Below are 19,412 nucleotides of genomic sequence, written 5' to 3' on the forward strand. Positions count from 1 at the left end.
TGTCTGGCGGCAATAGCGCGGTGGTCCCACCTGACCCCATGCCGAACTCAGCAGTGAAACGCCGTAGCGCCGATGGTAGTGTGGGGTCTCCCCATGTGAGAGTAGGGAACTGCCAGACATTAAATTAGTGAAGAAGCCACCCATTGGGTGGCTTTTTTGCGTTTGGATGATAATTTATACTTTATGCAGCTAATTATTCAGCTAATTTATTTTAGTTAAGATATAAAGATTGAGTCAGCTGATTTTAATTGGAATATATAAATATTTATTTTTGAGGTAATTGTATATTACTCTCATTCATTAAAAGAATATTTATGATAAAGCTCAATGGAAATTCATTAACTCCTTCGATTGTTGAATCAATAGCTAATGGCGAGAAAGTTTGTGTTGATCCTTTCGCTATGGAAAAAGTTAAATTAGCTCATAGCATACTCATTAAAGCTGCATTGCAAGGTGTAAAAATATATGGTCTTACTGTTGGGGTTGGATTAAATAAGGACCAAGAGTGGATTGACCTTAATGGTAAATTAACCAATGAAGTCATAGAAAAATCAGTACAGTTTAATATTAATTTATTACGCGCCCATTCAGTTGGTGTTGGTGCTAGTATAGAAAAAAATATTGTTCGAGCTTTAATTGCAATTCGATTAAATAATCTATTATCTGCTCATAGTGGTATCCAACCAGCTATAATCAACAGTTACATTGCATTTTTGAATTTAGATATAATCCCTGTAATTCCAGTTGTTGGATCAGTTGGTGAGGCTGATATTACTATTATTAGTCATGTTGGTTTAGCAATGATCGGCGAAGGAAATGTTATTTATAAAGGGAAGCAATGTGTTGCGATAGATGCATTAAGTGATGCAAAAGTGCCGCTCATTAAACCGTGGGCAAAAGATGCTTTATCCATTCTGTCTTCGAACGCTTACTCAGCTGCGATAGCTTCTCTTGCGCTTGCAAAAATGGCACGTTATTTAGATATTAATGAAATAGCCTATAGCCTCACCTTACAGTCATTGAATGGAAATCTCTCACCATTTAATGAATTAGTGTTATCTGTACGACCATATGATGAAGTTAATGCTATGGGGGATAAATTGCGTCAGCTTACATCTGGCTCATCACTTGAGTTATCAGATCCTTCCCGTGAATTACAAGATCCCTTAAGTTTTCGTTGTGGTGTTTATATACTGGCTGCTTTACGCAAATACTATGATGAAGCTTATTCTCAGCTATATATTCAATTAAATAGCTCAGATGATAACCCATGTGTTTTGCTCGATAATATAGATGAAGCTGATTATAGTGATAGCGTTGTTCCTAGTGCAAATTTCGAAACGTTACCTTGGGTTTTAGCGCTTGAAAATCTACAACTCGCATTGGCACATAACGGATTATCTCAAGTTCAGCAAATTATCAAATTTAGTGATCCTAGACTCACGCATTTAAGCCGCTATCTCGGGGCAGATAAAACAGTACATGGTCTTGCAGCATTAGAAAAAACCGCAGTCTCACTTGGAACACAAATTAAACTATTAGCCTATCCAGTTTCCTTAGATTATTTACCGGTTTCTGGTGGTGTTGAGGATATCGCAACTAATGCGCCTTTATCGGCGGATAGATTATTAGCACAGATTTTATATAGTTTTGATTTATTATCTATTTTGTTGCTTTATGCAGCTCAAGCGATTGATCTTAGAGTTCAAAAAAATAAAATGTTAAGGCTGTCACCCTCTGCTTTAAATCTTTATTCTAGGATTAGAGATAAGGTTGGATTTATTGAGGCGGATAGAAGTTTATCAACAGATTTATCAGTAATTAACCAATTAATTACTAATTGGGATAGAAATTGCCACTAAAAAAATCAATTAAATTTGAGTTGTGGATATTTATTGATAATTAATTTAAACCAAGGTGTAAATTGTTCGGGATTTTGTTTTATCTCTTTCTGTAAAGCTGAAGGATGCAGCCAACGGATCGCAGATACTTCATCGGGATTTGGTATAATGGTACCGTCATAGTTACCGATGAATAGATGATCGTATTCATGCTCAGTTAAGCCGCCGTTGACTTGAGCATGATAAAGAAAATGACCAACATGTGAAAGTTGGGTAGTGAAGCCCAGCTCTTCCATCAGCCTACGCTTAGCTGCAACCATGGTATCTTCATTTGGTGCAGGGTGACTACAACAGCTATTAGCCCATTGTCCTGCTGAGTGATATTTATGAGCTGCACGTTGTTGGATCAGTAATTCACCTTTGCTATTAAAAATAAACACTGAGAAAGCGCGGTGTAGCTTACCAAGCTGGTGTGCTAAGAGTTTCGGCATGATACCTACAGGTGTATCCAACTCATCAACTAAAATAATATCTTGTTCCATGGGGTCTTATCTTTCATCATCTATCTAATTTGTGGGATCATATTACAGTTTTATTCGAATTACTTGTAGGTTTGAGCTTTATAAGTGAGTAATGTAATTACTCACAGCTATTCAAAATGATAGCTGTGAGTTAGCCAATTGTTATTTTTGCTGAAGTACCCATACCGCTGCTTCAACTCGTGATTTAAGATTCAATTTCTTCAATAAATGCTTCACATGGACTTTGACTGTACTTTCCGCAATATCCAATTTTCGAGCGATCATTTTGTTTGCAAGCCCTTGGGAGATGAGTTCTAAAATATCAGCTTCTCTTGGCGTTAAAGACAGTAGGTTATTGCCTGTCTGTGGTCGTGTCGCTTTTAGTGATTCAGCAAGTACTGAGGTTAAAGCAGGACTTACTACCATTTTACCGCTAGCAGCTTCTTTAAGTGCAGTAATAAGCTCCTCTGGCTCCATATCTTTCAATAAATAGCCATCAGCGCCACGTTTAAGTGCATTGACAAGATCTTCACCGTAATTAGAGACAGTGAAAAGTATAATACGGCCTGATAGCTCGCGCTTTCTTAGTTCGTCTAAAGTTTCAAAACCATTCATACCGGGCATATTTAGATCTAGAAGGATAAGATCTGGATCCTGTTCTTCTGCGATCTTGATACCTGCCGCGCCATCTCCTGCTTCACCAATGACGAGTAATGATGGTTCAAGGCTAATCAGTTGTTTAACACCATTTCTTAGCATTGGATGGTCATCAATCAGTAAAATTGTTGATTTCTCATTTGTTATATTTGTATTTTCCATGAATTACTCTGCTCTAAAAAATAATGAATCTATACATTAAGTTATAGCTAAGGAGAACGTAACTTCAACCTTTGTTCCACCTTGCTCTCTTGGAATAATATTGCACTCACCATTTAAGCTAAGTGCTCTTTCCCTCATTATAATTAACCCATAATGGTTTTGTTTTTCAGGTGTAGAGCCTATTCCTTCACCATTATCTTCAATAATTATTGTTACGGTGTTGGAATTTTGTTGGAGAGTGACTTGTGCCCAATTTGCATGCGCATGTTTTAATATATTGCTAAGCGCCTCTCTGATAATCTGTAAAATATGAATGGATTGATGTGGTGAAATACTTTTCGCGGGTAGATGGTAGTGTAATAAAATTTCGAAGCCCATTTTTTGACTAAACTCATCGATAGTACTTTTTAGTGATGGAAGTAGCCCTGGTTCGGTTAATTTTAATCTGAAGGTTGTTAGTAGCTCTCTGAGTTGGCTGTATGCTGTATTAATTTCCCCTCGCATTTCCCCTAGTAGTTGCTGATGTTTTTCAGGTAATGGCTGAGGCTGCATTTGCAAGTAGCTGATCTGCATTTTTAGGCAAGAGAGTGATTGAGCGATAGAATCATGTAGCTCTCTAGCGATAGCTGAGCGCTCATCCATAATCAGGAGCTGCTGCTGTTGCTCTATTTGGTACTCCATTGCGAGCATGCCTGATATTTGCTTCGCTAACATCAATACTAGGTTATTTTCTTCTTCAGATAATTGTTGATCTTGTCTCATCTCACCAATAATGACACCGTATCGGTGAATATTGTCAGAAAGTTCCCACGACAGTGAAGTTATTGGTTCCTCACAAATTTCAGTTATGCTATGAATTTCATGAAAATATTCTTCATTACTGTCTTCATAGAGTTTTAAATTGACACTTGTTAGTCGTGTAATGCTTTGCAGTTCATTAAGTACTTTTTGTAATCTTAAATCTAGTGGTTCAGTAGAGTGCAGAGTTTGGTTTGACTGATATAGATAGGAAAGCACTCGGTTCTTATTACGTAGGTCTGCTGTTTTTTCGGCAACCCTTGATTCTAGTCGGTGATAGCTTTGCGCTAGCTCATCGGACATTTGGTTTAAGGTTAAACCAAGAGCATTCAATTCATCTTGTTGATTATTACTTGGATAGCGTTGACTAAAATCTTTTTGGCCGATGGCATTAACCATTGAGAGTAACTTCATCCATGGGTAATAAATTTTACGTCGCAGATGCCAAATGGTAGCCATTAATAATAAAAATACTAAAACAATAAAAATCATTTGTGTCATTGCGACATAAGCAATTTTTCGTTCAGTTTTTTCATCAATATCATGAACAAGCTCATCAAGTTTATTAACGAAGGCGATAACTTCATAACGAGCGTCATTAGATGTATTTGCATTTAATAATGAGGGACGCAAAGTGGTTTGCCAGAAATCATCTAGTTCACCTAGTTTGGTGGTGAGTGCCTCAGCTTTAGCTACTTGCGTTAATTCAGGGCTCGATAAGTCGCTTTCGAGCTCTGAAAGATATTGCTTTGAATCGTCATTTAAAGGTACTAAAGAGAGTAGCCGATAGCTTTGCATGCGAAGGGAGCCTGACTTATTAATGGCATGAGCATTGCCTTGTACACCAATGATGATGCGATTTGAAATCGTCATTCCAATGATACCAAGCACTGCAATAAGTAACATTAATCCAATGATTTGACTAATTATAGAAAATCGACGATGGAATGTCGGCATACCCAGTTCCTTCCCAAATACTCGCCATACTTCAAGTTGTTAAACGTGATTTAATTTGTTTTATTAGCGTTATCAATAGTACCAGTACAATACCAAAAATAAGTCCAAAAATAAGGTTAGCGATTGAAGGTATAACGAGGTGCATAATCGAGCCGATAGCTGGGGTTAGTAATGCGGCTAAGGCAATTTCTTCAATCCACTGATAGATGAATGTAATACCGTGAGTTAGTATACCACCCCCAACCATAAACATCGCAGCAGTTCCAACTACTGATAATGTTTTCATTAAGTACGGTGTCGCATAAATTAAGCTTTTGCCTAATTTACTGAGGAATTTTGAGTTTTTTTTCTGTAAATAAAAGCCAAGATCATCGATTTTAACGATCCCTGCCACAATTCCATACACCCCAACAGTCATCACTATGGCTATGATAGAAAGAATTGCTAGCTGGTTAATTAGTGTTGTAGAAGAAACAATACCTAGTGTGATAGCAATGATTTCGGCAGATAGTACAAAGTCAGTTCGTATGGCTCCTTTGATTTTATTTTTTTCGAAAGAGGCTATTTCTTCCGGTGACATGGTGGCTTCTTGTTCTTTCTTTTCGCTATGTTCTTGAGGGGCATGAAGGTATTTATGCATCAATTTTTCAGCACCTTCAAAGCAAAGGTAAGCGCCGCCAATCATCAATAGTGGTGTTACTGCCCAAGGGATAAAAGCGCTAATCAATAGTGCAAGTGGTACTAATATCAATTTGTTGATAAACGATCCTTTAGCGACCGCCCATACGACAGGGATTTCTCGTTCTGCTCTGACACCAGTGACTTGTTGTGCGTTTAGCGCTAGGTCATCGCCAAGTACCCCAGAGGTTTTTTTCGCGGCCATTTTGGTCATAACCGATATGTCATCCAATACGGCGGCGATATCATCAAGTAAAGCGAGTAAGCTTGTTCCGGCCACAGTTTTTCCCTTATTATCTGAGTTAACGTACATTTAATGTTTGTTAGGTCGATATTGCGATAATTAGCTCATTGGTAAAAGAGGGAATAAGTCTGATTTAAGTAAAAATTACACTTATGGTGTAATAAAGTGTGAATATTGATCTGTGATAATGGAACCAAAGTATTTATTTTTTCTCTAATAATTTAATTTTACCTTGAGATGAAATTGTTTGGTCGGTGATTTCAAAAAGATAATTAATATACTCTCAATGATTTCAAATATGATTAAGTCGCTGTATGAAATATGCAGAGTATCAAGTGGCTAGCCTAAGTGGCTGGTTAATATAGGATTTTATAAGGTTAATACATGTCTTCCCATCCTGTTTTGAGTATTGTGGTTGCCGTTTATAATGGTGAAAAATTTCTTCCTCATTTTTTTGATAGCTTATTAGCACAAAACCTCAGTCACTGGGAGCTTATCGTGGTCAACGATGGCTCTAAAGACAATAGTGAAGAGGTCATCCGTCAATACCAAGACAAATTTAGCCATTTTAAATTACTAACACAGGAAAATCAGGGCGTTTCAGTGGCTCGTAATACAGGGATGGCGCAAGCCACAGGTCAATATATTACTTTTCCTGATATTGATGATGAAATCAGCCCTAAAATGTATGGCCGCTTATTGGAAATTGCACTAGCAGGTGACTTAGATGTGGCTACCTGTAATGGAACTTATATTTATACCAATGGTGATGCCCCAAAAGCTATTTTTCCACCGAATAAAGTGCCTTCAACCGGTGTGATTAGTGGTCCTGAGTGGTTAGAAATGGGGTTAAGTTCACGCAAATTTTTGCATGTCACTTGGTTAAATCTCTATCGTTTAGAATTGATCCGTCAGCATAATTTTTCATTTGAACCAAAGCTGCATCATCAGGATATCCCTTGGACAACAGAGCTATTACTGGTGGCAAAGAAAGTACAGTTTATCAATGAACAGTATTACGATTATTTGATCCATAACCAGTCGGTTTCTCACTCATTACAAGGTGATGAGCGTTCAGTACGTAAGATCAATACGTATTTGAAGATTATTGATATGTTATTGGCGATTTACAAACGTTACCCGGAGCAAGTTAAGCAAGCGCCTGCTTGTTTGTGGCAAGTGGGTAAAGAAGGGTTGGGGGTCATTCAAGCCATACTTGCAATTAAGTCGCCTGAAATTCAGCGTGAGATGGCTCAGAAATTTATTGAAAGTGGCTATTGGGATGTTGTTTGGTCTCACGCAACAACCATCAAATTAAAATGGCGTTTGATCCGCCGCTATACAAAGCTAAAAGCGGCTGCTAAGTAAGTCATTTAAGGGAGTTTATGTGTTAATAAGCTCCCTTTTTTAATGTGCTTTTATTTAGTCTCTATTAACATATTATTAATACTTTCGGACGATAATGTGATTTGATTAACATATTAATAACAATTGATTTGAGTTGCATGAGATAATGTGGTCTTTATAGGTATTTGGCAGGTGATTCTCTGGTACAGCAAAATTGGGTTTATTAATAAGTTGATAATATTGGAGGCAGAATGGAAAACTATCTGGATAAACTACCTGATGTGATTGATTCTGTTGCGACTAACCAGTTTTATCCTAATTTGTTGACGTGGTTATCTTCTTTTATTGTATTTGATAACGCGATTGTTTACTCCTTTGAAAAAAATGCCCCCCCACGCTTCTTATCTAAAGTTGAAAAACGCAATAGTGATAGTGTAAATCGTATTTATCAGCGTGGTGCTTATTTAATGGATCCGTTTTATCAGGCCTTGCAAAAGGGAACGGGTTCGCAGGTATTAACATTAAGAGAGCTTGCGCCTAAAGGTTTTTATCATACTGATTACTATCTCAATTTTTATCGTAAAACAGGTTGGTGTGATGAGGCAGCACTCTTGCTAGAAATTACCAGTGATAGGCAGTTAGGGATCTTTTTTGGTAATGAAGACGAGCCATTTCTATCAGAGAAAAGAACGCAGGCTCCATTAAAAGAAGCTTTTGAAATTATTCGCAGTATGGCGAAACTGCACAAAGAAATTTCCCCGAGTGAAGTCTCTAGCCATTACCGGTTGGCAGATATGCAAACACGATTTGGTCTGACGCCAAGAGAGTGTGAGGTGGTGGAATTGATCCTTGAAGGCAAAGGCTCACCACAGATTGCTCAATCATTATTTATTAGTTTAGGTACAGTGAAAAATCATCGGAAAAATATCTATCAGAAATTAGATATTAATTCTCAAGGTGAATTATTTAACTTATTAATGGGTCACGCTCGTCACACTTCAAGCCGTAATCATTTATGTTAAGAATGGATTTTTATTCATATCATTAACATTATCTATTTTTTTAATTGATTGATAAAGTTGAGTTTATTTATATTTTGAATATTTATTGTTTATATCAAAATATTCTACTCACATCACAAATGTTAAATCAATGTTTCAAATGTCCCTAAAGGGCTATGTAAATGTTAATGTTGGGTTAAGATAATCGTGGTTATGACAAGATACTAACAGGGTATCCAATATGAATAACCAAGTTGAATCATTAACCTATTACGCAGCGACCAAGAAGTATGATCTTCGTTTCCCCACACTGAAAGAAGATCTTGATGTTGATGTTGTGATCATCGGTGGTGGCTTTTCCGGTGTGAATACCGCGCTTGAACTATGTGAAAAAGGGATCACTAATATTGCGATCATTGAAGGCCGCCATATTGGCTATGGTGGTTCAGGCCGAAATGGTGGGCAGGTGATGGCAGGGATCGGTCATGACCTTGATGTGATCAAAAAGCACGTTGGCTCAGAAGGGTTAGAGACAATATTTAAAATTAGTAATATGGGCGCAGGCATTATTCGTGAACGTATTGCGAAATATAATATTGATGCTGACTTTTGTCATGGCTATGCCTATTTAGGGAGTAATAAACGTCAAGAAAAAACCTTGCGGGGTTGGTTGACGGATTTTAAATCAGTGTCACCAGACGAAGAAATTGAGTTTTATACGGGTTCTGATCTAAAACAGATCATTGGTTCAGATGCTTATACCTGTGGCATAAAACACATGGGAGGGGGGCATGTTCACTCTCTGAACTTGTTATTAGGTGAAGCAAAAGCGGTCACTGATTATGGTGTTAAAATTTTTGAAAATAGCCAAGTTCTTAATGTGGAATATGGCGATACCGTAACGGTACGCACAGCTATGGGTTCTGTTCGTGCGAAAAAAATGCTCTGGGCATGTGACTCATTTTTGAACGGCTTAGAGCCAACCATCTACCCAAAAACGATTAATACCTATGCTTATCAGCTGATGACGGAAGAGTTATCTGACGAAATGATTGAGCGTATTAGTCCGATCCGTGGCGCATACAGTGATATTCGTCCAGTTATTGACTATTACCGAGTGACCAAAGAAAACCGTTTATTGTTCGGTAGCTCAACCCATTTTCTTGAATACATTCCATCTGATTTAAAAGCGTGGAACCGTAACCTAATGCTGAAAATTTTCCCTTATTTGAAGGATGTGAAAATTGAATTGGCTTGGGGAGGTCCGATGGCATGTAGTGCCAACCTGTTCCCTCAAATAGGTTCATTGCCGGGACATAATAATATCTTCTTTGTACAAGGTTATTCAGGTTTCGGTGTAACGCCGAGCCATATTGTGTGTAAGGTATTGGCAGAAGGAATGGCAGAAGGCTCACACCGTTATGATTTAATGAGTTCGATTCCTCATGCCAATATCGCAGGTAAAGATAGCATGCGTAATGTGATTGTATCACTGGCTAAAATTTGGCATCAAACCTCGGGTTATTGGCAAGGGCGCCGCTAGAGCAACAGTTTTTGTATCATTTATATAATATATAGAAGGGTAAAATCATGATTAGTCCATTACTGTTAAACAAACCACTTCCTGAACTACTCAATATTGGTAGTGTAACTAATTTAGGTTCTGTGGTTGTTGAGGGTGACCCGCAAGCAAGTGTTGCGATGATCCACGGTGAGCCAACTGATAACCTAACATGTGGTATTTTTGCTTGTACTAAAGGCAAATTTAAAATGGTTTACCCATTCGATGAAATGGCGACTGTTCATGAAGGTTCAGTGAAATTAACGGATGTCAAAACAGGTCAAACTGTTGAATATCATAAAGGTGACACTTGGTTTGCTGCGAAAGGCACTGAAGTCCTGTGGGAGATCACCGCTGAGCGTTTTGTTAAGCATTATCTTGCTTGTGTAAACGCGTAATTAACTTTTAAAAGTGGAGTGATAACGATGAGTCAATTAGCCTTATTGCCGGAAGTTAGCGCCTTCTTACAGCGCCAACATGCACATTTTATTAACGGTCAGCCTGTTTCCGGTAAGGGAGAGGCTTATTTTGAAGTCGTTAACCCGGCCACTGAACAAGTTATTGCTAAAGTGAAAGAAGGCACGAAGGCTGAAGTCGATGCAGCGATGGAAGCCGCCTATGGTGCTTTTCATGGGGCGTGGGCGCAAACTACACCTATGGAAAGAGGGAATTGCCTCAATCGTTTAGCTGATTTGCTTGAAAAGCATTTAGAGGAACTGGCGCAGTTAGAAACTTTGTGTTCAGGTAAAACTATTCAATTATCGCGTTTCCTTGAAGTTGGCTCTGCTGCGCAGTTTTTACGCTATTTTGCTGGTTGGGCAACAAAAATCAGTGGTGAGACACTGAATGTTTCTCTACCTTCTTTTAAAGGTGAACAGTATTCAGCCTTCACTCAGCGTGAACCCGTTGGCGTAGTTGCAGGGATTATTCCTTGGAACTTTTCGATTATGATTTCCATATGGAAGTTGGCGGCAGCACTGACTTGTGGTTGTACTATTGTTCTCAAACCAAGTGAATTTACACCGCTGACGATGCTAAGAGTTGTCGAATTAGCGAAGGAAGCGGGTATCCCTGATGGCGTTATTAATATCATTAATGGTGGTGGGCGTGAAGTTGGCCCTGCATTAATTAGTCATCCTCTTTGCTCAAAAGTGACTTTTACAGGCTCTGTACCGACGGGTCTTGCGGTAGGCCGTGCGGCGATGGAAGGTAAATTAACACGCGTAACCCTTGAGCTGGGAGGTAAAAATGGTGCTGCTTTCTTAGCTGATCTGCCAGTTGAAAAAATTGTTGATGGTATTATTGAAGCAGGCTATTTGAATCAAGGGCAAATTTGTGCAGCAGCAGAGCGTTTTTATATTCCATCATCACTGATTGATGAGGTTTTAGCTCAGCTGAAACAGCGTCTTTCTACATTTAAAATTGGTTCTCCATTGGATGAAACCACTGAGATGGGGCCTTTAGCTAATAAGGCTCATTACGACAAAATTTTAGGGCTATTTGATAAAGCACGTAAAGAAGGCAATGAAATTATTTATGGTGGTCAGCCTATTACCGGTGCTGGTTACTTCGTTCCGCCTACAATCATTCGAGCTAACAGTCCAAATGATGCATTAATGACAGAAGAAACATTTGGGCCCGTCGGAACCTTCTTAAGTTACGATGATGAAGAAGAGCTCATTAAGCAAATGAACAGTACACCTTTTGGTCTTGCAGCAAGCCTTTGGACTAATGATTTAAGTAAAGCGATGCGTATGATTTCTCGTATTGAAGCAGGAACAGTATGGGTAAATATGCATACGTTCCTTGACCCCGCAGTTCCATTTGGCGGCATCAAATCTTCTGGGATCGGGCGTGAGTTTGGTAGTGCTTTTATTGAGCATTACACCGAGTTGAAGTCAGTCATGATCCGTTATTAGTATTAACGTATTGATTTTATAGTGGTTGCCCAGCAAATGCTGGGCTTTTTTTATTCACATTTAATCTGAAAATAAAATTAACAATTGAATAACAATAAATAATTGCCTACTGTGGAAGCTCATCGCTTATAAGGAGTTTTTAATGAAGAATGTATTAATTACAGGTGGAAGCAGAGGGATTGGCAGAGCGACGGCAATACAGCTTGCTGGCTTAGGAATGCAGGTGATTATTAACTATAAAAATAATAAAGTTGCTGCGGATGAGGTGGTTAATCAGATAACTGCGACTGGTGGTAAAGCTGTTGCTATCCAAGCGAATATTGCGGATGAAAGCGAAATTACGCAGATGTTTGCTACCATTCGTGAACAGTATGGCGATTTAGATTACTTAGTGAATAATGCAGGTATTTTATTTCAGCATAGTACGACGGAACACCTTACAGCAGAACGTATTAATCAGGTATTAGCAACGAATGTGACAGGGCTACTGATTTGTAGTCGAGAGTTTATTAAAAGTGCGCGCCACTTTGATAGCTTTCAAGGAAAGGCAATTGTTAATGTATCTTCTATCGCTTCGCGTACAGGATCGGCTGGGGAGTATGTTGACTATGCGGCTTCCAAAGGCGCAGTAGATACAATCACAAAGGGCCTTTCAATTGAATTGGCTGAATTAGGCATTCGTGTCAATGCTGTGCGACCCGGTGTGATTTACACAGAGATCCATGCAGATGGTGGTGAGCCTGAGCGTGTCGACCGTGTTGCACACGTTGTGCCAATGAAAAGAGGGGGAAAGCCCGAAGAGATCGCTGATGTGATCACATGGTTACTGAGTGATACGTCATCTTATGTGACTGGCGCTATTATCGATGCGGGTGGCGGTCTATAGTATTTTAATGATGTGAGTCGCTGAGTACTCACATCATCTTTTCTTGGCGAATAATAAAACCGGATGAAACAAGCTCGGTTCGGTTACTGACATTCGCTTTAGTGAATATATTGCGTAAGTGCGTTTTCACGGTAGACAATGAAACGCCAAGTAGCAGTGCGATACGTTTATTACTTGCTCCCTCACGTACTAAGTGAATGATTTCTTGCTCTTTAGGCGTGTAAGAGACCAGTGAATCAGGCAGTATGTCAAAGGTCATTAGCTCTGCAATAGGTAAAATAGCATTCAATCGCATCACTTCTTGTTGCTGAAACGGCCTATCACGCAGTACGGAGATACCTGCAATGATTTTATTTTTACGGCGAATAAAAATCTCAGCCATATCAGTAATATTATTGGGACGCATAAAATCATTATAAAACTCTTGGCTCTGCTGTTTCATATCAGGCGCCATTCTAACTAGACGTAAGTCATCGCCTCGGAATTTATCAGGATGCAGCGGATCTAATTGATAAAAGTGCTGTAAGTAATCTTGATGCATGCTAGAACTGATCCCATATAAAACATGATTATCAGGTTGCCAAAAATCATCCACTAAGTAGTAAACGGATGCTGAAACAGGAATAATATGGGCGATTGTGTTTAAACAACAGTTAATTAATGTTCGCTGGTGGTAGCACAAAGGTGGTGTTTTCATCATATTCCCTTCCATAGAGAGCCTAATTATTATCATGCAATTATTTTTCGTTAACATAAAATAAACATGTTAATAACGTGAGCTTGGTTACAATATTTGAACTTCACTGGCAAGGGGCCAATAGGCTAAATGCATCTATCGGTATATTTCGTTGTGTTTTTATTAATATATTAATGAAGTGATAAGGTGTTATCTATTGATATTCCATGCTTTATCTTTTTTTTGATTAATTAATTCGGTACTTTTCGCCAACTCCTTTCTCTTTTCCTCCCCCGATAGGTATCGTCCTTTAGGACGATAGCGACATGTTTGTGCTTATTTTTATAGTGGCAATGCAGTCATTTTATTTTTACAAAAAATTCACAATCACGACTGTGTTCCAGAAAGAGAGGGAAGCAAAATGAATATGTCCTCAAAATTAACGTCTCACATTGAGAAGGGGAAAGTTGGTTTTCCAACAACTTTAGCGAGTTCTGTGGGCGTGATTATGGCAAGTCCTGTTATTTTGACGGTGACGAGTGGTTTTGGCATTGGTGGCGATACTTTTGCTTTCGCCGTATTACTGAGCTTTATCATGATGCAGGCTCAATTGACGACGTTCTCCGAAGCGGCGGCTATTTTACCAACATCAGGCTCGGTTTATGATTATATTTCATGTGGTATGGGGCGCTTCTGGGCGATAACCGGAGCGTTGTCAGCTTATTTAATTGTGCATGTATTTGCGGGAACGGCAGAAACGATTTTGTCGGGGATCATGGCATTAGTTAATTTTGAAAGCTTAAATACCGTAATGGAAACCAGTAATACCTCTTGGATGGTTGGGGTAGGCTTGGTGATCACATTTGGTCTACTCAATGCTTTAGGGATTGAAGCTTTCAGTAAAGTTGAAGTCGTGCTTACCTTTGCGATGTGGAGCACCTTAGTTATTTTCAGTATTGGTGGATTATTGATCCCTTTCCACACTTCTGTTGATGGATGGTTTGGTCAAGGTTTGAATATTTCTGATCCGACTCTTGTTTTGAGTTTTGTTGGTATGGCGATGTTCATGTTTGTTGGCTGTGAGTTGGTCACGCCAATGGCGCCTGAAATTAAAAACTCAGCTAAAGTTATTCCGCGTGCGATGGCAACAGGGCTGTGCGGTGTCGCATTTTGTATGTTTTTATTTGGCGCGGCGATGACAAATCAAGTCGAAAACGTCATTGTTGATCCGACAAATAATGTTAGCCTGCTAGAAACACCGATGGCTATCCCTGCTTTTGCTAGCCAAGTTTTTGGTGATATTGGTAAATATTGGATTGGTATTGCGCTATTGCTTGCTGGTGGAGCAACGATTAATACATTAATGGCAGCGGTTCCGCGGATCCTTTATGGGATGGCGCTGGATGGTGCGTTACCTCGTATATTTGCTTACTTGCACCCACGTTTTAAAACGCCAGTCTTTGGGATCCTTGTTGCAGTAATGATCCCTTGTCTGCACACGTTTGCTATCCAAGGTGATTTAGATCGCATCATGCCATTGGTATTGGCTGCTGTATGTTCTTGGGGCACGGCTTATCTGTTAGTCACTGTTTCAGTCATATTATTACGTATACGTCGTCCTGACTTACATCGTGCGTATCGTTCGCCATTTTTTCCTATCCCACAAATTATTTCGAGTGTAGGGATTATTTTAGCCATTGTGTATATCACCCCTCCAGGAATGAATAAATCGGATGTTTATATTCCATTTATTATTATGTTAGGACTAACTGCCAGCTATGCATTAATTTGGACGCTCTTTGTGCAAAAGGTTAATCCATTCAAACCCGTTCCGGTTGAGCAGGTGTTATCAAGCACATTTACAGAGGAAGAGTTAAATGGAGGTAAAATTGAGCCATTACGCAACCTCGCCTAAATATTCTTTCTGGCGACGCTTAACGCAAAAGCGTCTGCCAACAGGGTACCAGCAAGGCTTAACGCTAAATAAAGTGGAGCGTGATATTTTGCCTTATCAGTGTGAATGGGGAGCTCCTGGGGAGCTCCTTATCCGCCCACAAGATGAATTAACGATCTGTGTCACGGAAAGAGTTAAAACACTGTTTATGGCATTTATTGTGTTTAGTCGATTTTCGGTAACGGGAAATTGTCGGCAAGCTATCAATGCACAAGTCACCGTGAAAACAAGTGGTAATTTACGTAAAAAACATATTGATTTTGTATCGAAGGATGAGCAAGGACAATCGTTAGTGAGCTTACTAAAGCAATACCCAATCATTACCAGTACGCTTGAAGAGTTAGATTTTAATTATTGCCATTTAAACATTAAACATGGTGTATGGCATTGTGAAATTGAGCCTTTTACTGCATCTGAAATGGTTAGCAGGATCCCTGCCACAAGGCGTTATTTACGGTTAACTTCCGAGCAAAGACATCGTTTATTGAGCGCTTTACAGTTGATTCACCAATTTATGGAAAAACATTTTGTTAATCATTGAGTTTGAAATATTAATTTGATAGTAATACTTTCCATTAAATAAATTTTTAATGGAAAATGATGTGAAATCTTTACCGTTAATCGGCTGTATTTTGCTTTCATCGGTTGCTATGTCAGCTGTTGCAGAGTGTATTCGTTTAGATGAGCTGTCCTCTTCTATTGAGGGCGTGCATGATAGTGAAGGTCATAGCTGTTTGTTAGTTGAAATTTCGGATAAACAGGTTGTTCGCCAAGAAGGTGATGGGATCGCTGAAGCGACTTTACTGAAAAGCAGTAAGGCACCAATTCGTGTTCTTTTACAGGGTTGGCCGCAGTCTGAAACGCACGCTATTTCTTATATTGCCCCAAAAAAAGGTCAATATTACCTCAAATTACAAGGTGTACCAGAGCAGCCATGGCATCTCAAATTTAATTTAGCGGATTATCAGCCTTTAGCGATTGAAGCTGAACACAAGATTGATAGCCCTAAGTTACAAGCCTTACTTGATGCACATCAGCAAGATAAAACCACTGATGCTTTTTGGCAGGAGATCAAATTGCAGGGCACTCCCTTGATTGAAGATTACAAGAAAGGGCAAAAGAGAGTGACTTTTTTATGGCGAGGTGCGCAGTCGAATGCCTATATATTGGGGGCGCCCTCGGGTAATCATGAAACGATGGCGAGAGTGCCGAATAAGGATATCTGGTATCGTAGTTTCATTGTGCCAAATGATACGTTGTCGCAATATAAAATAGCACCTGATGTTCCAAAGATTGCTGAAGGTGGGCTGGCGCAACGTAAAGCGATTTTAGTCACGGCGCAAGCAGATCCCTTTAATACTTATGCTGTTCCTTCATTTTTTAATGATCGTTATAACCGGTTTTCTTTATTGTCTTTAGCGCCAGAAAAACGTCAGTGTGATTTTGCCAAAATTGAGCGTCATCAGCTTAATGGTCAATTAGAGTCATTTTCATTTCAAAGCAATATATTGAATAATAATAGAAAAATTTCAATATACCGCCCGGCTGTCGTGATGAAACAACCTTCAGTACTGGTACTACTGGATGGACAAACTTATCTTAATACTTACAAAATGGCAGACTTTTTTGATAAGTGGATGCTAGAAGGCAAAATACCGCCTATGTATGTGGTGTTTCTAGACAGTATTAGTTCTGAGCATAGAAATAATGAATTGCCTCCAAACAGTGACTTTCCTGAAATGCTTGCCAAGGAGCTCATGCCGTTATTGCGGGCAAAAGGGATCAATGCGCCAGCTGAATCAACGATCATTGCAGGATCGAGCTATGGTGGTCTAGGGGCAACATGGAATGCATTAACTCACCCTGAGCTATTTGGTAATGTGATCAGTATGTCTGGTTCATATTGGTGGGCGCCTAAAGGGAAAGATCCAGAATGGTTGATCCGCGAAATAGAACAGATGTCAAAGAGACCGTTACGTTTCTATTTAGAGGCGGGGTTGTTTGAGCAACGGGGTAGCTGGGGAGGGATCATCCAGAATCATTATCGGTTATTGGATGTATTAAAACATAAAGGCTATCAAGTTGAAGCAACTGAATTACCGAGTGGACATGATTATGTTTCTTGGTGTGAAACACTGTATGAAGGAACTCGCTATTTAAGCGGTAATACCGCTAAGTAATTCGCTATTTTTCATGCTTCAAAACACTAAAAGGCAGTTCATTGATGACTGCCTTTTTGCATATTAATGACAATCATCTTTTTTTCGACATAAAACCTTCATCCAACTGTCATCTAGCTAGCTTAGCATGCCAATCATTATTCGAAGCAACTTAATATTTAAACTTCTTTTATTGGCAAGGAAATGATTATGACAGGTCATTGCATGAAATCGATTTTAGCTGTTGCTGTGAGTACAATGCTTTTAAGTGGTACTCTGCCAGCAAATGCAGCAACACCAAACGATGCAGTTTCAGAAAATCGCGCGGCACAAGGTGATATAACCCAATTTGGTGGTGCTCGTCGTTTAGCACAAGAACAAACTGATATCATGAAAGCCGCTTTGCACAATGGACAAGCTAAGAACGTGATCCTGTTTATCGGTGATGGGATGGGCGATTCTGAAATTACGGTTGCACGCAATTATGCTGAAGGTGCTGGTGGCTTCTTTAAAGGCATTGATGCACTACCGATTACGGGTCAGTATACCCATTACGCATTAAACAAAAAAACCAAGAAACCTGACTATGTAACGGATTCTGCTGCGTCAGCAACTGCGTGGTCATCAGGTGTGAAAACCTATAATGGCGCGCTTGGTGTTGATGTTTTCGATAAAGATCACGATACCTTAATTGAGCTGGCTAAACGTAATGGTAAAGCGACGGGGAACGTAACCACGTCAGAAATTCAAGATGCGACACCTGCTGCTCAATTTTCCCATGTTACAGCCCGTAAATGTTATGGTCCTGAAGAAACGTCAGAAAAGTGTGCGACGAATGCCTTAGAAAATGGTGGGCGTGGCTCTATCTCTGAGCAGCTACTCGTGACGCGCGCCGATGTTACATTAGGTGGTGGCGCGAAGAGCTTCAAGCAAGTGGCGAAGGCTGGTGATTACCAAGGTAAAACGTTAGAAGAGCAAGCGAAAGAACGTGGTTTTAACATTGTTCGTGATGCAAAATCACTGGAAGCCGTCACTGTAGCTAACCAAGACAAGCCAGTGTTAGGTTTATTCCATGAGGGGAATATGGCGGTGGCTTGGGAAGGACCTAAAGCAACACATTACGGTAATATTAATAACCCACCACTTGAATGTAAGCCGAATTCTAAATTAGATCCTAATGCACCGACATTGGCTCAAATGACAGAGAAGGCCATTGATTTATTAAAAACCAACCCAAATGGCTTCTTCTTACAAGTTGAAAGTGCTTCTATCGATAAACAAGATCATAAAGCGAACCCATGTGGTCAAATTGGTGAAACCGTCGCATTGGATGAAGCGGTGCAAGTTGGCTTAGAGTTTGCGAAAAAACATGGTGACACTTTAGTTATCGTGACCGCTGACCATGCGCACTCTAGCCAAATTATTCCAGAAGGCACTAAATCAACGGGTTTGACACAAGCGCTGATCACGAAAGATGGTTCTGTGATGGTTGTGAACTACGGTAACTCTGAAGAAGATGATTCACAGGAGCATACAGGTGCACAACTGCGCGTTGCGGCTTATGGTCCACATGCAGCCAACGTTATGGGTCTGACTGACCAAACTGATTTGTTCTTTACCATGCGTGATGCCATGGGATTGAAACAATAAAACCAACCTTGTAAGTTAAATCCTCTGCGACAGGATGTTGTAGAGGATTTTTTATTTTCCCTTCCAACTATCATCCTTCATATTAATGCTAAATTACATTATGAACTTTGCGTTAATTAGTCGATTCATGTATAAAAATTATTTGGCGTTGAAGTTTTATTTGTTCGTGTTGCCTTATCATTAATCAGATTATCGCTTTTAATAACACTTCAAATTTTAACTTTTTGAAAAATAAAGAAAATAATGTATAATGAAGTGTTTTTGTATTAGTCGCCTCATTCTTAAACATCTAATGATTTCATCTATTGAACCGTATTATGACCGTTTTTAGCTGGTCATAAAAAATCTCTAAATTTCAATAACTGATTGTTTTATTTAAAAAATATAAATATATAGGATTC

Annotated in this window: 16 protein-coding genes and 1 rRNA gene; 12 read left to right on the forward strand and 5 right to left on the reverse strand. The window is 39.3% G+C overall.

What is annotated here, in order from left to right; all coding sequences use genetic code 11:
* Positions 1–2: 2 nt before the first annotated feature.
* Both rrf and SC428_RS10320 read left to right on the forward strand, forming a co-directional pair.
* Positions 3–118, forward strand: a 5S ribosomal RNA gene (gene rrf, locus SC428_RS10315).
* A gap of 196 nt (positions 119–314) precedes the next feature.
* Positions 315–1,862 carry an HAL/PAL/TAL family ammonia-lyase gene (locus SC428_RS10320; RefSeq protein WP_318707482.1) on the forward strand — a complete coding sequence of 516 codons (1,548 nt, stop codon included), beginning with the start codon at positions 315–317 and terminating at the stop codon, positions 1,860–1,862.
* 5 nt (positions 1,863–1,867) lie between these two features.
* Here the strand turns inward: SC428_RS10320 and idi are convergent, their stop codons facing one another.
* The 4 genes from idi to SC428_RS10340 form a co-directional block, all read right to left on the reverse strand.
* Positions 1,868–2,383: an isopentenyl-diphosphate Delta-isomerase gene (gene idi / locus SC428_RS10325; RefSeq protein ID WP_272580455.1), complete on the reverse strand. Its 516-nt coding sequence runs from the start codon at positions 2,381–2,383 to the stop codon at positions 1,868–1,870.
* A gap of 141 nt (positions 2,384–2,524) precedes the next feature.
* A complete protein-coding gene (narL, locus tag SC428_RS10330) occupies positions 2,525–3,181 on the reverse strand; it encodes a two-component system response regulator NarL (RefSeq protein WP_070927025.1) in 657 nt (218 codons plus the stop codon).
* 36 nt (positions 3,182–3,217) lie between these two features.
* Positions 3,218–4,936, reverse strand: coding sequence for a nitrate/nitrite two-component system sensor histidine kinase NarX (gene narX / locus SC428_RS10335; RefSeq protein WP_318707486.1), 1,719 nt, complete (start codon positions 4,934–4,936; stop codon positions 3,218–3,220).
* Between the two features lie 31 nt (positions 4,937–4,967).
* A complete protein-coding gene (locus SC428_RS10340; RefSeq protein ID WP_318707488.1) occupies positions 4,968–5,894 on the reverse strand; it encodes a DUF808 domain-containing protein in 927 nt (308 codons plus the stop codon).
* 348 nt (positions 5,895–6,242) lie between these two features.
* Here SC428_RS10340 and SC428_RS10345 point away from each other — a divergent pair, with 348 nt between their 5' ends.
* The 6 genes from SC428_RS10345 (at position 6,243) to SC428_RS10370 (ending at position 12,572) form a co-directional block, all read left to right on the forward strand.
* On the forward strand, positions 6,243–7,226 hold the full coding sequence (locus tag SC428_RS10345) for a glycosyltransferase (protein WP_070927019.1): 984 nt from the start codon (positions 6,243–6,245) through the stop codon (positions 7,224–7,226).
* Between the two features lie 230 nt (positions 7,227–7,456).
* Entirely contained in the window at positions 7,457–8,227 is a 771-nt protein-coding gene (locus SC428_RS10350) for a helix-turn-helix transcriptional regulator (protein WP_070927017.1), read from the forward strand.
* A gap of 220 nt (positions 8,228–8,447) precedes the next feature.
* Positions 8,448–9,749, forward strand: coding sequence for an NAD(P)/FAD-dependent oxidoreductase (locus SC428_RS10355; RefSeq protein ID WP_140182516.1), 1,302 nt, complete (start codon positions 8,448–8,450; stop codon positions 9,747–9,749).
* 47 nt (positions 9,750–9,796) lie between these two features.
* Positions 9,797–10,165 carry a cupin domain-containing protein gene (locus tag SC428_RS10360; protein WP_070927014.1) on the forward strand — a complete coding sequence of 123 codons (369 nt, stop codon included), beginning with the start codon at positions 9,797–9,799 and terminating at the stop codon, positions 10,163–10,165.
* A gap of 27 nt (positions 10,166–10,192) precedes the next feature.
* Positions 10,193–11,686, forward strand: coding sequence for an aldehyde dehydrogenase family protein (locus SC428_RS10365; RefSeq protein WP_318707492.1), 1,494 nt, complete (start codon positions 10,193–10,195; stop codon positions 11,684–11,686).
* A gap of 142 nt (positions 11,687–11,828) precedes the next feature.
* Positions 11,829–12,572 (forward strand): SDR family oxidoreductase, encoded by a 744-nt coding sequence (locus tag SC428_RS10370; RefSeq protein WP_070927010.1) that lies wholly within the window; start codon positions 11,829–11,831, stop codon positions 12,570–12,572.
* Positions 12,573–12,600: 28 nt separating this feature from the next.
* Here SC428_RS10370 and SC428_RS10375 read toward each other — a convergent pair whose 3' ends face one another.
* Positions 12,601–13,272 (reverse strand): LuxR C-terminal-related transcriptional regulator, encoded by a 672-nt coding sequence (locus SC428_RS10375; protein WP_070927007.1) that lies wholly within the window; start codon positions 13,270–13,272, stop codon positions 12,601–12,603.
* A gap of 397 nt (positions 13,273–13,669) precedes the next feature.
* Here SC428_RS10375 and SC428_RS10380 point away from each other — a divergent pair, with 397 nt between their 5' ends.
* From SC428_RS10380 to phoA, 4 genes are all read left to right on the forward strand, one after another.
* Positions 13,670–15,163, forward strand: a complete 1,494-nt coding sequence (locus SC428_RS10380; RefSeq protein WP_318707496.1) for an APC family permease — start codon at positions 13,670–13,672, stop codon at positions 15,161–15,163.
* Entirely contained in the window at positions 15,126–15,743 is a 618-nt protein-coding gene (locus tag SC428_RS10385; RefSeq protein WP_081335918.1) for a DUF3156 family protein, read from the forward strand. The genes SC428_RS10380 and SC428_RS10385 overlap by 38 nt, the downstream gene beginning before the upstream one ends.
* A gap of 61 nt (positions 15,744–15,804) precedes the next feature.
* The gene (locus SC428_RS10390; RefSeq protein ID WP_233445781.1) at positions 15,805–17,382 is read left to right on the forward strand and encodes an alpha/beta hydrolase-fold protein; all 1,578 of its coding nucleotides are present in this window, start codon (positions 15,805–15,807) and stop codon (positions 17,380–17,382) included.
* 189 nt (positions 17,383–17,571) lie between these two features.
* On the forward strand, positions 17,572–19,011 hold the full coding sequence (phoA, locus tag SC428_RS10395; RefSeq protein ID WP_140182525.1) for an alkaline phosphatase: 1,440 nt from the start codon (positions 17,572–17,574) through the stop codon (positions 19,009–19,011).
* Positions 19,012–19,412 lie beyond the last annotated feature (401 nt).

The organism is Providencia sp. 2023EL-00965, assembly GCF_033550225.1.
Classification (GTDB): Bacteria; Pseudomonadota; Gammaproteobacteria; order Enterobacterales; family Enterobacteriaceae; genus Providencia; species Providencia manganoxydans.

Coding starts and splice junctions, on each gene's coding strand:
- idi (WP_272580455.1), bottom strand. CDS start 2,383: ATGGAACAAGATATTATTTTAGTTGATGAGTTGGATACACCTGTAGGT.
- SC428_RS10320 (WP_318707482.1), top strand. CDS start 315: ATGATAAAGCTCAATGGAAATTCATTAACTCCTTCGATTGTTGAATCA.
- SC428_RS10360 (WP_070927014.1), top strand. CDS start 9,797: ATGATTAGTCCATTACTGTTAAACAAACCACTTCCTGAACTACTCAAT.
- SC428_RS10350 (WP_070927017.1), top strand. CDS start 7,457: ATGGAAAACTATCTGGATAAACTACCTGATGTGATTGATTCTGTTGCG.
- SC428_RS10365 (WP_318707492.1), top strand. CDS start 10,193: ATGAGTCAATTAGCCTTATTGCCGGAAGTTAGCGCCTTCTTACAGCGC.
- phoA (WP_140182525.1), top strand. CDS start 17,572: ATGACAGGTCATTGCATGAAATCGATTTTAGCTGTTGCTGTGAGTACA.
- narX (WP_318707486.1), bottom strand. CDS start 4,936: ATGCCGACATTCCATCGTCGATTTTCTATAATTAGTCAAATCATTGGA.
- SC428_RS10375 (WP_070927007.1), bottom strand. CDS start 13,272: ATGATGAAAACACCACCTTTGTGCTACCACCAGCGAACATTAATTAAC.
- SC428_RS10380 (WP_318707496.1), top strand. CDS start 13,670: ATGAATATGTCCTCAAAATTAACGTCTCACATTGAGAAGGGGAAAGTT.
- SC428_RS10345 (WP_070927019.1), top strand. CDS start 6,243: ATGTCTTCCCATCCTGTTTTGAGTATTGTGGTTGCCGTTTATAATGGT.
- SC428_RS10385 (WP_081335918.1), top strand. CDS start 15,126: ATGGAGGTAAAATTGAGCCATTACGCAACCTCGCCTAAATATTCTTTC.
- SC428_RS10370 (WP_070927010.1), top strand. CDS start 11,829: ATGAAGAATGTATTAATTACAGGTGGAAGCAGAGGGATTGGCAGAGCG.
- SC428_RS10355 (WP_140182516.1), top strand. CDS start 8,448: ATGAATAACCAAGTTGAATCATTAACCTATTACGCAGCGACCAAGAAG.
- narL (WP_070927025.1), bottom strand. CDS start 3,181: ATGGAAAATACAAATATAACAAATGAGAAATCAACAATTTTACTGATT.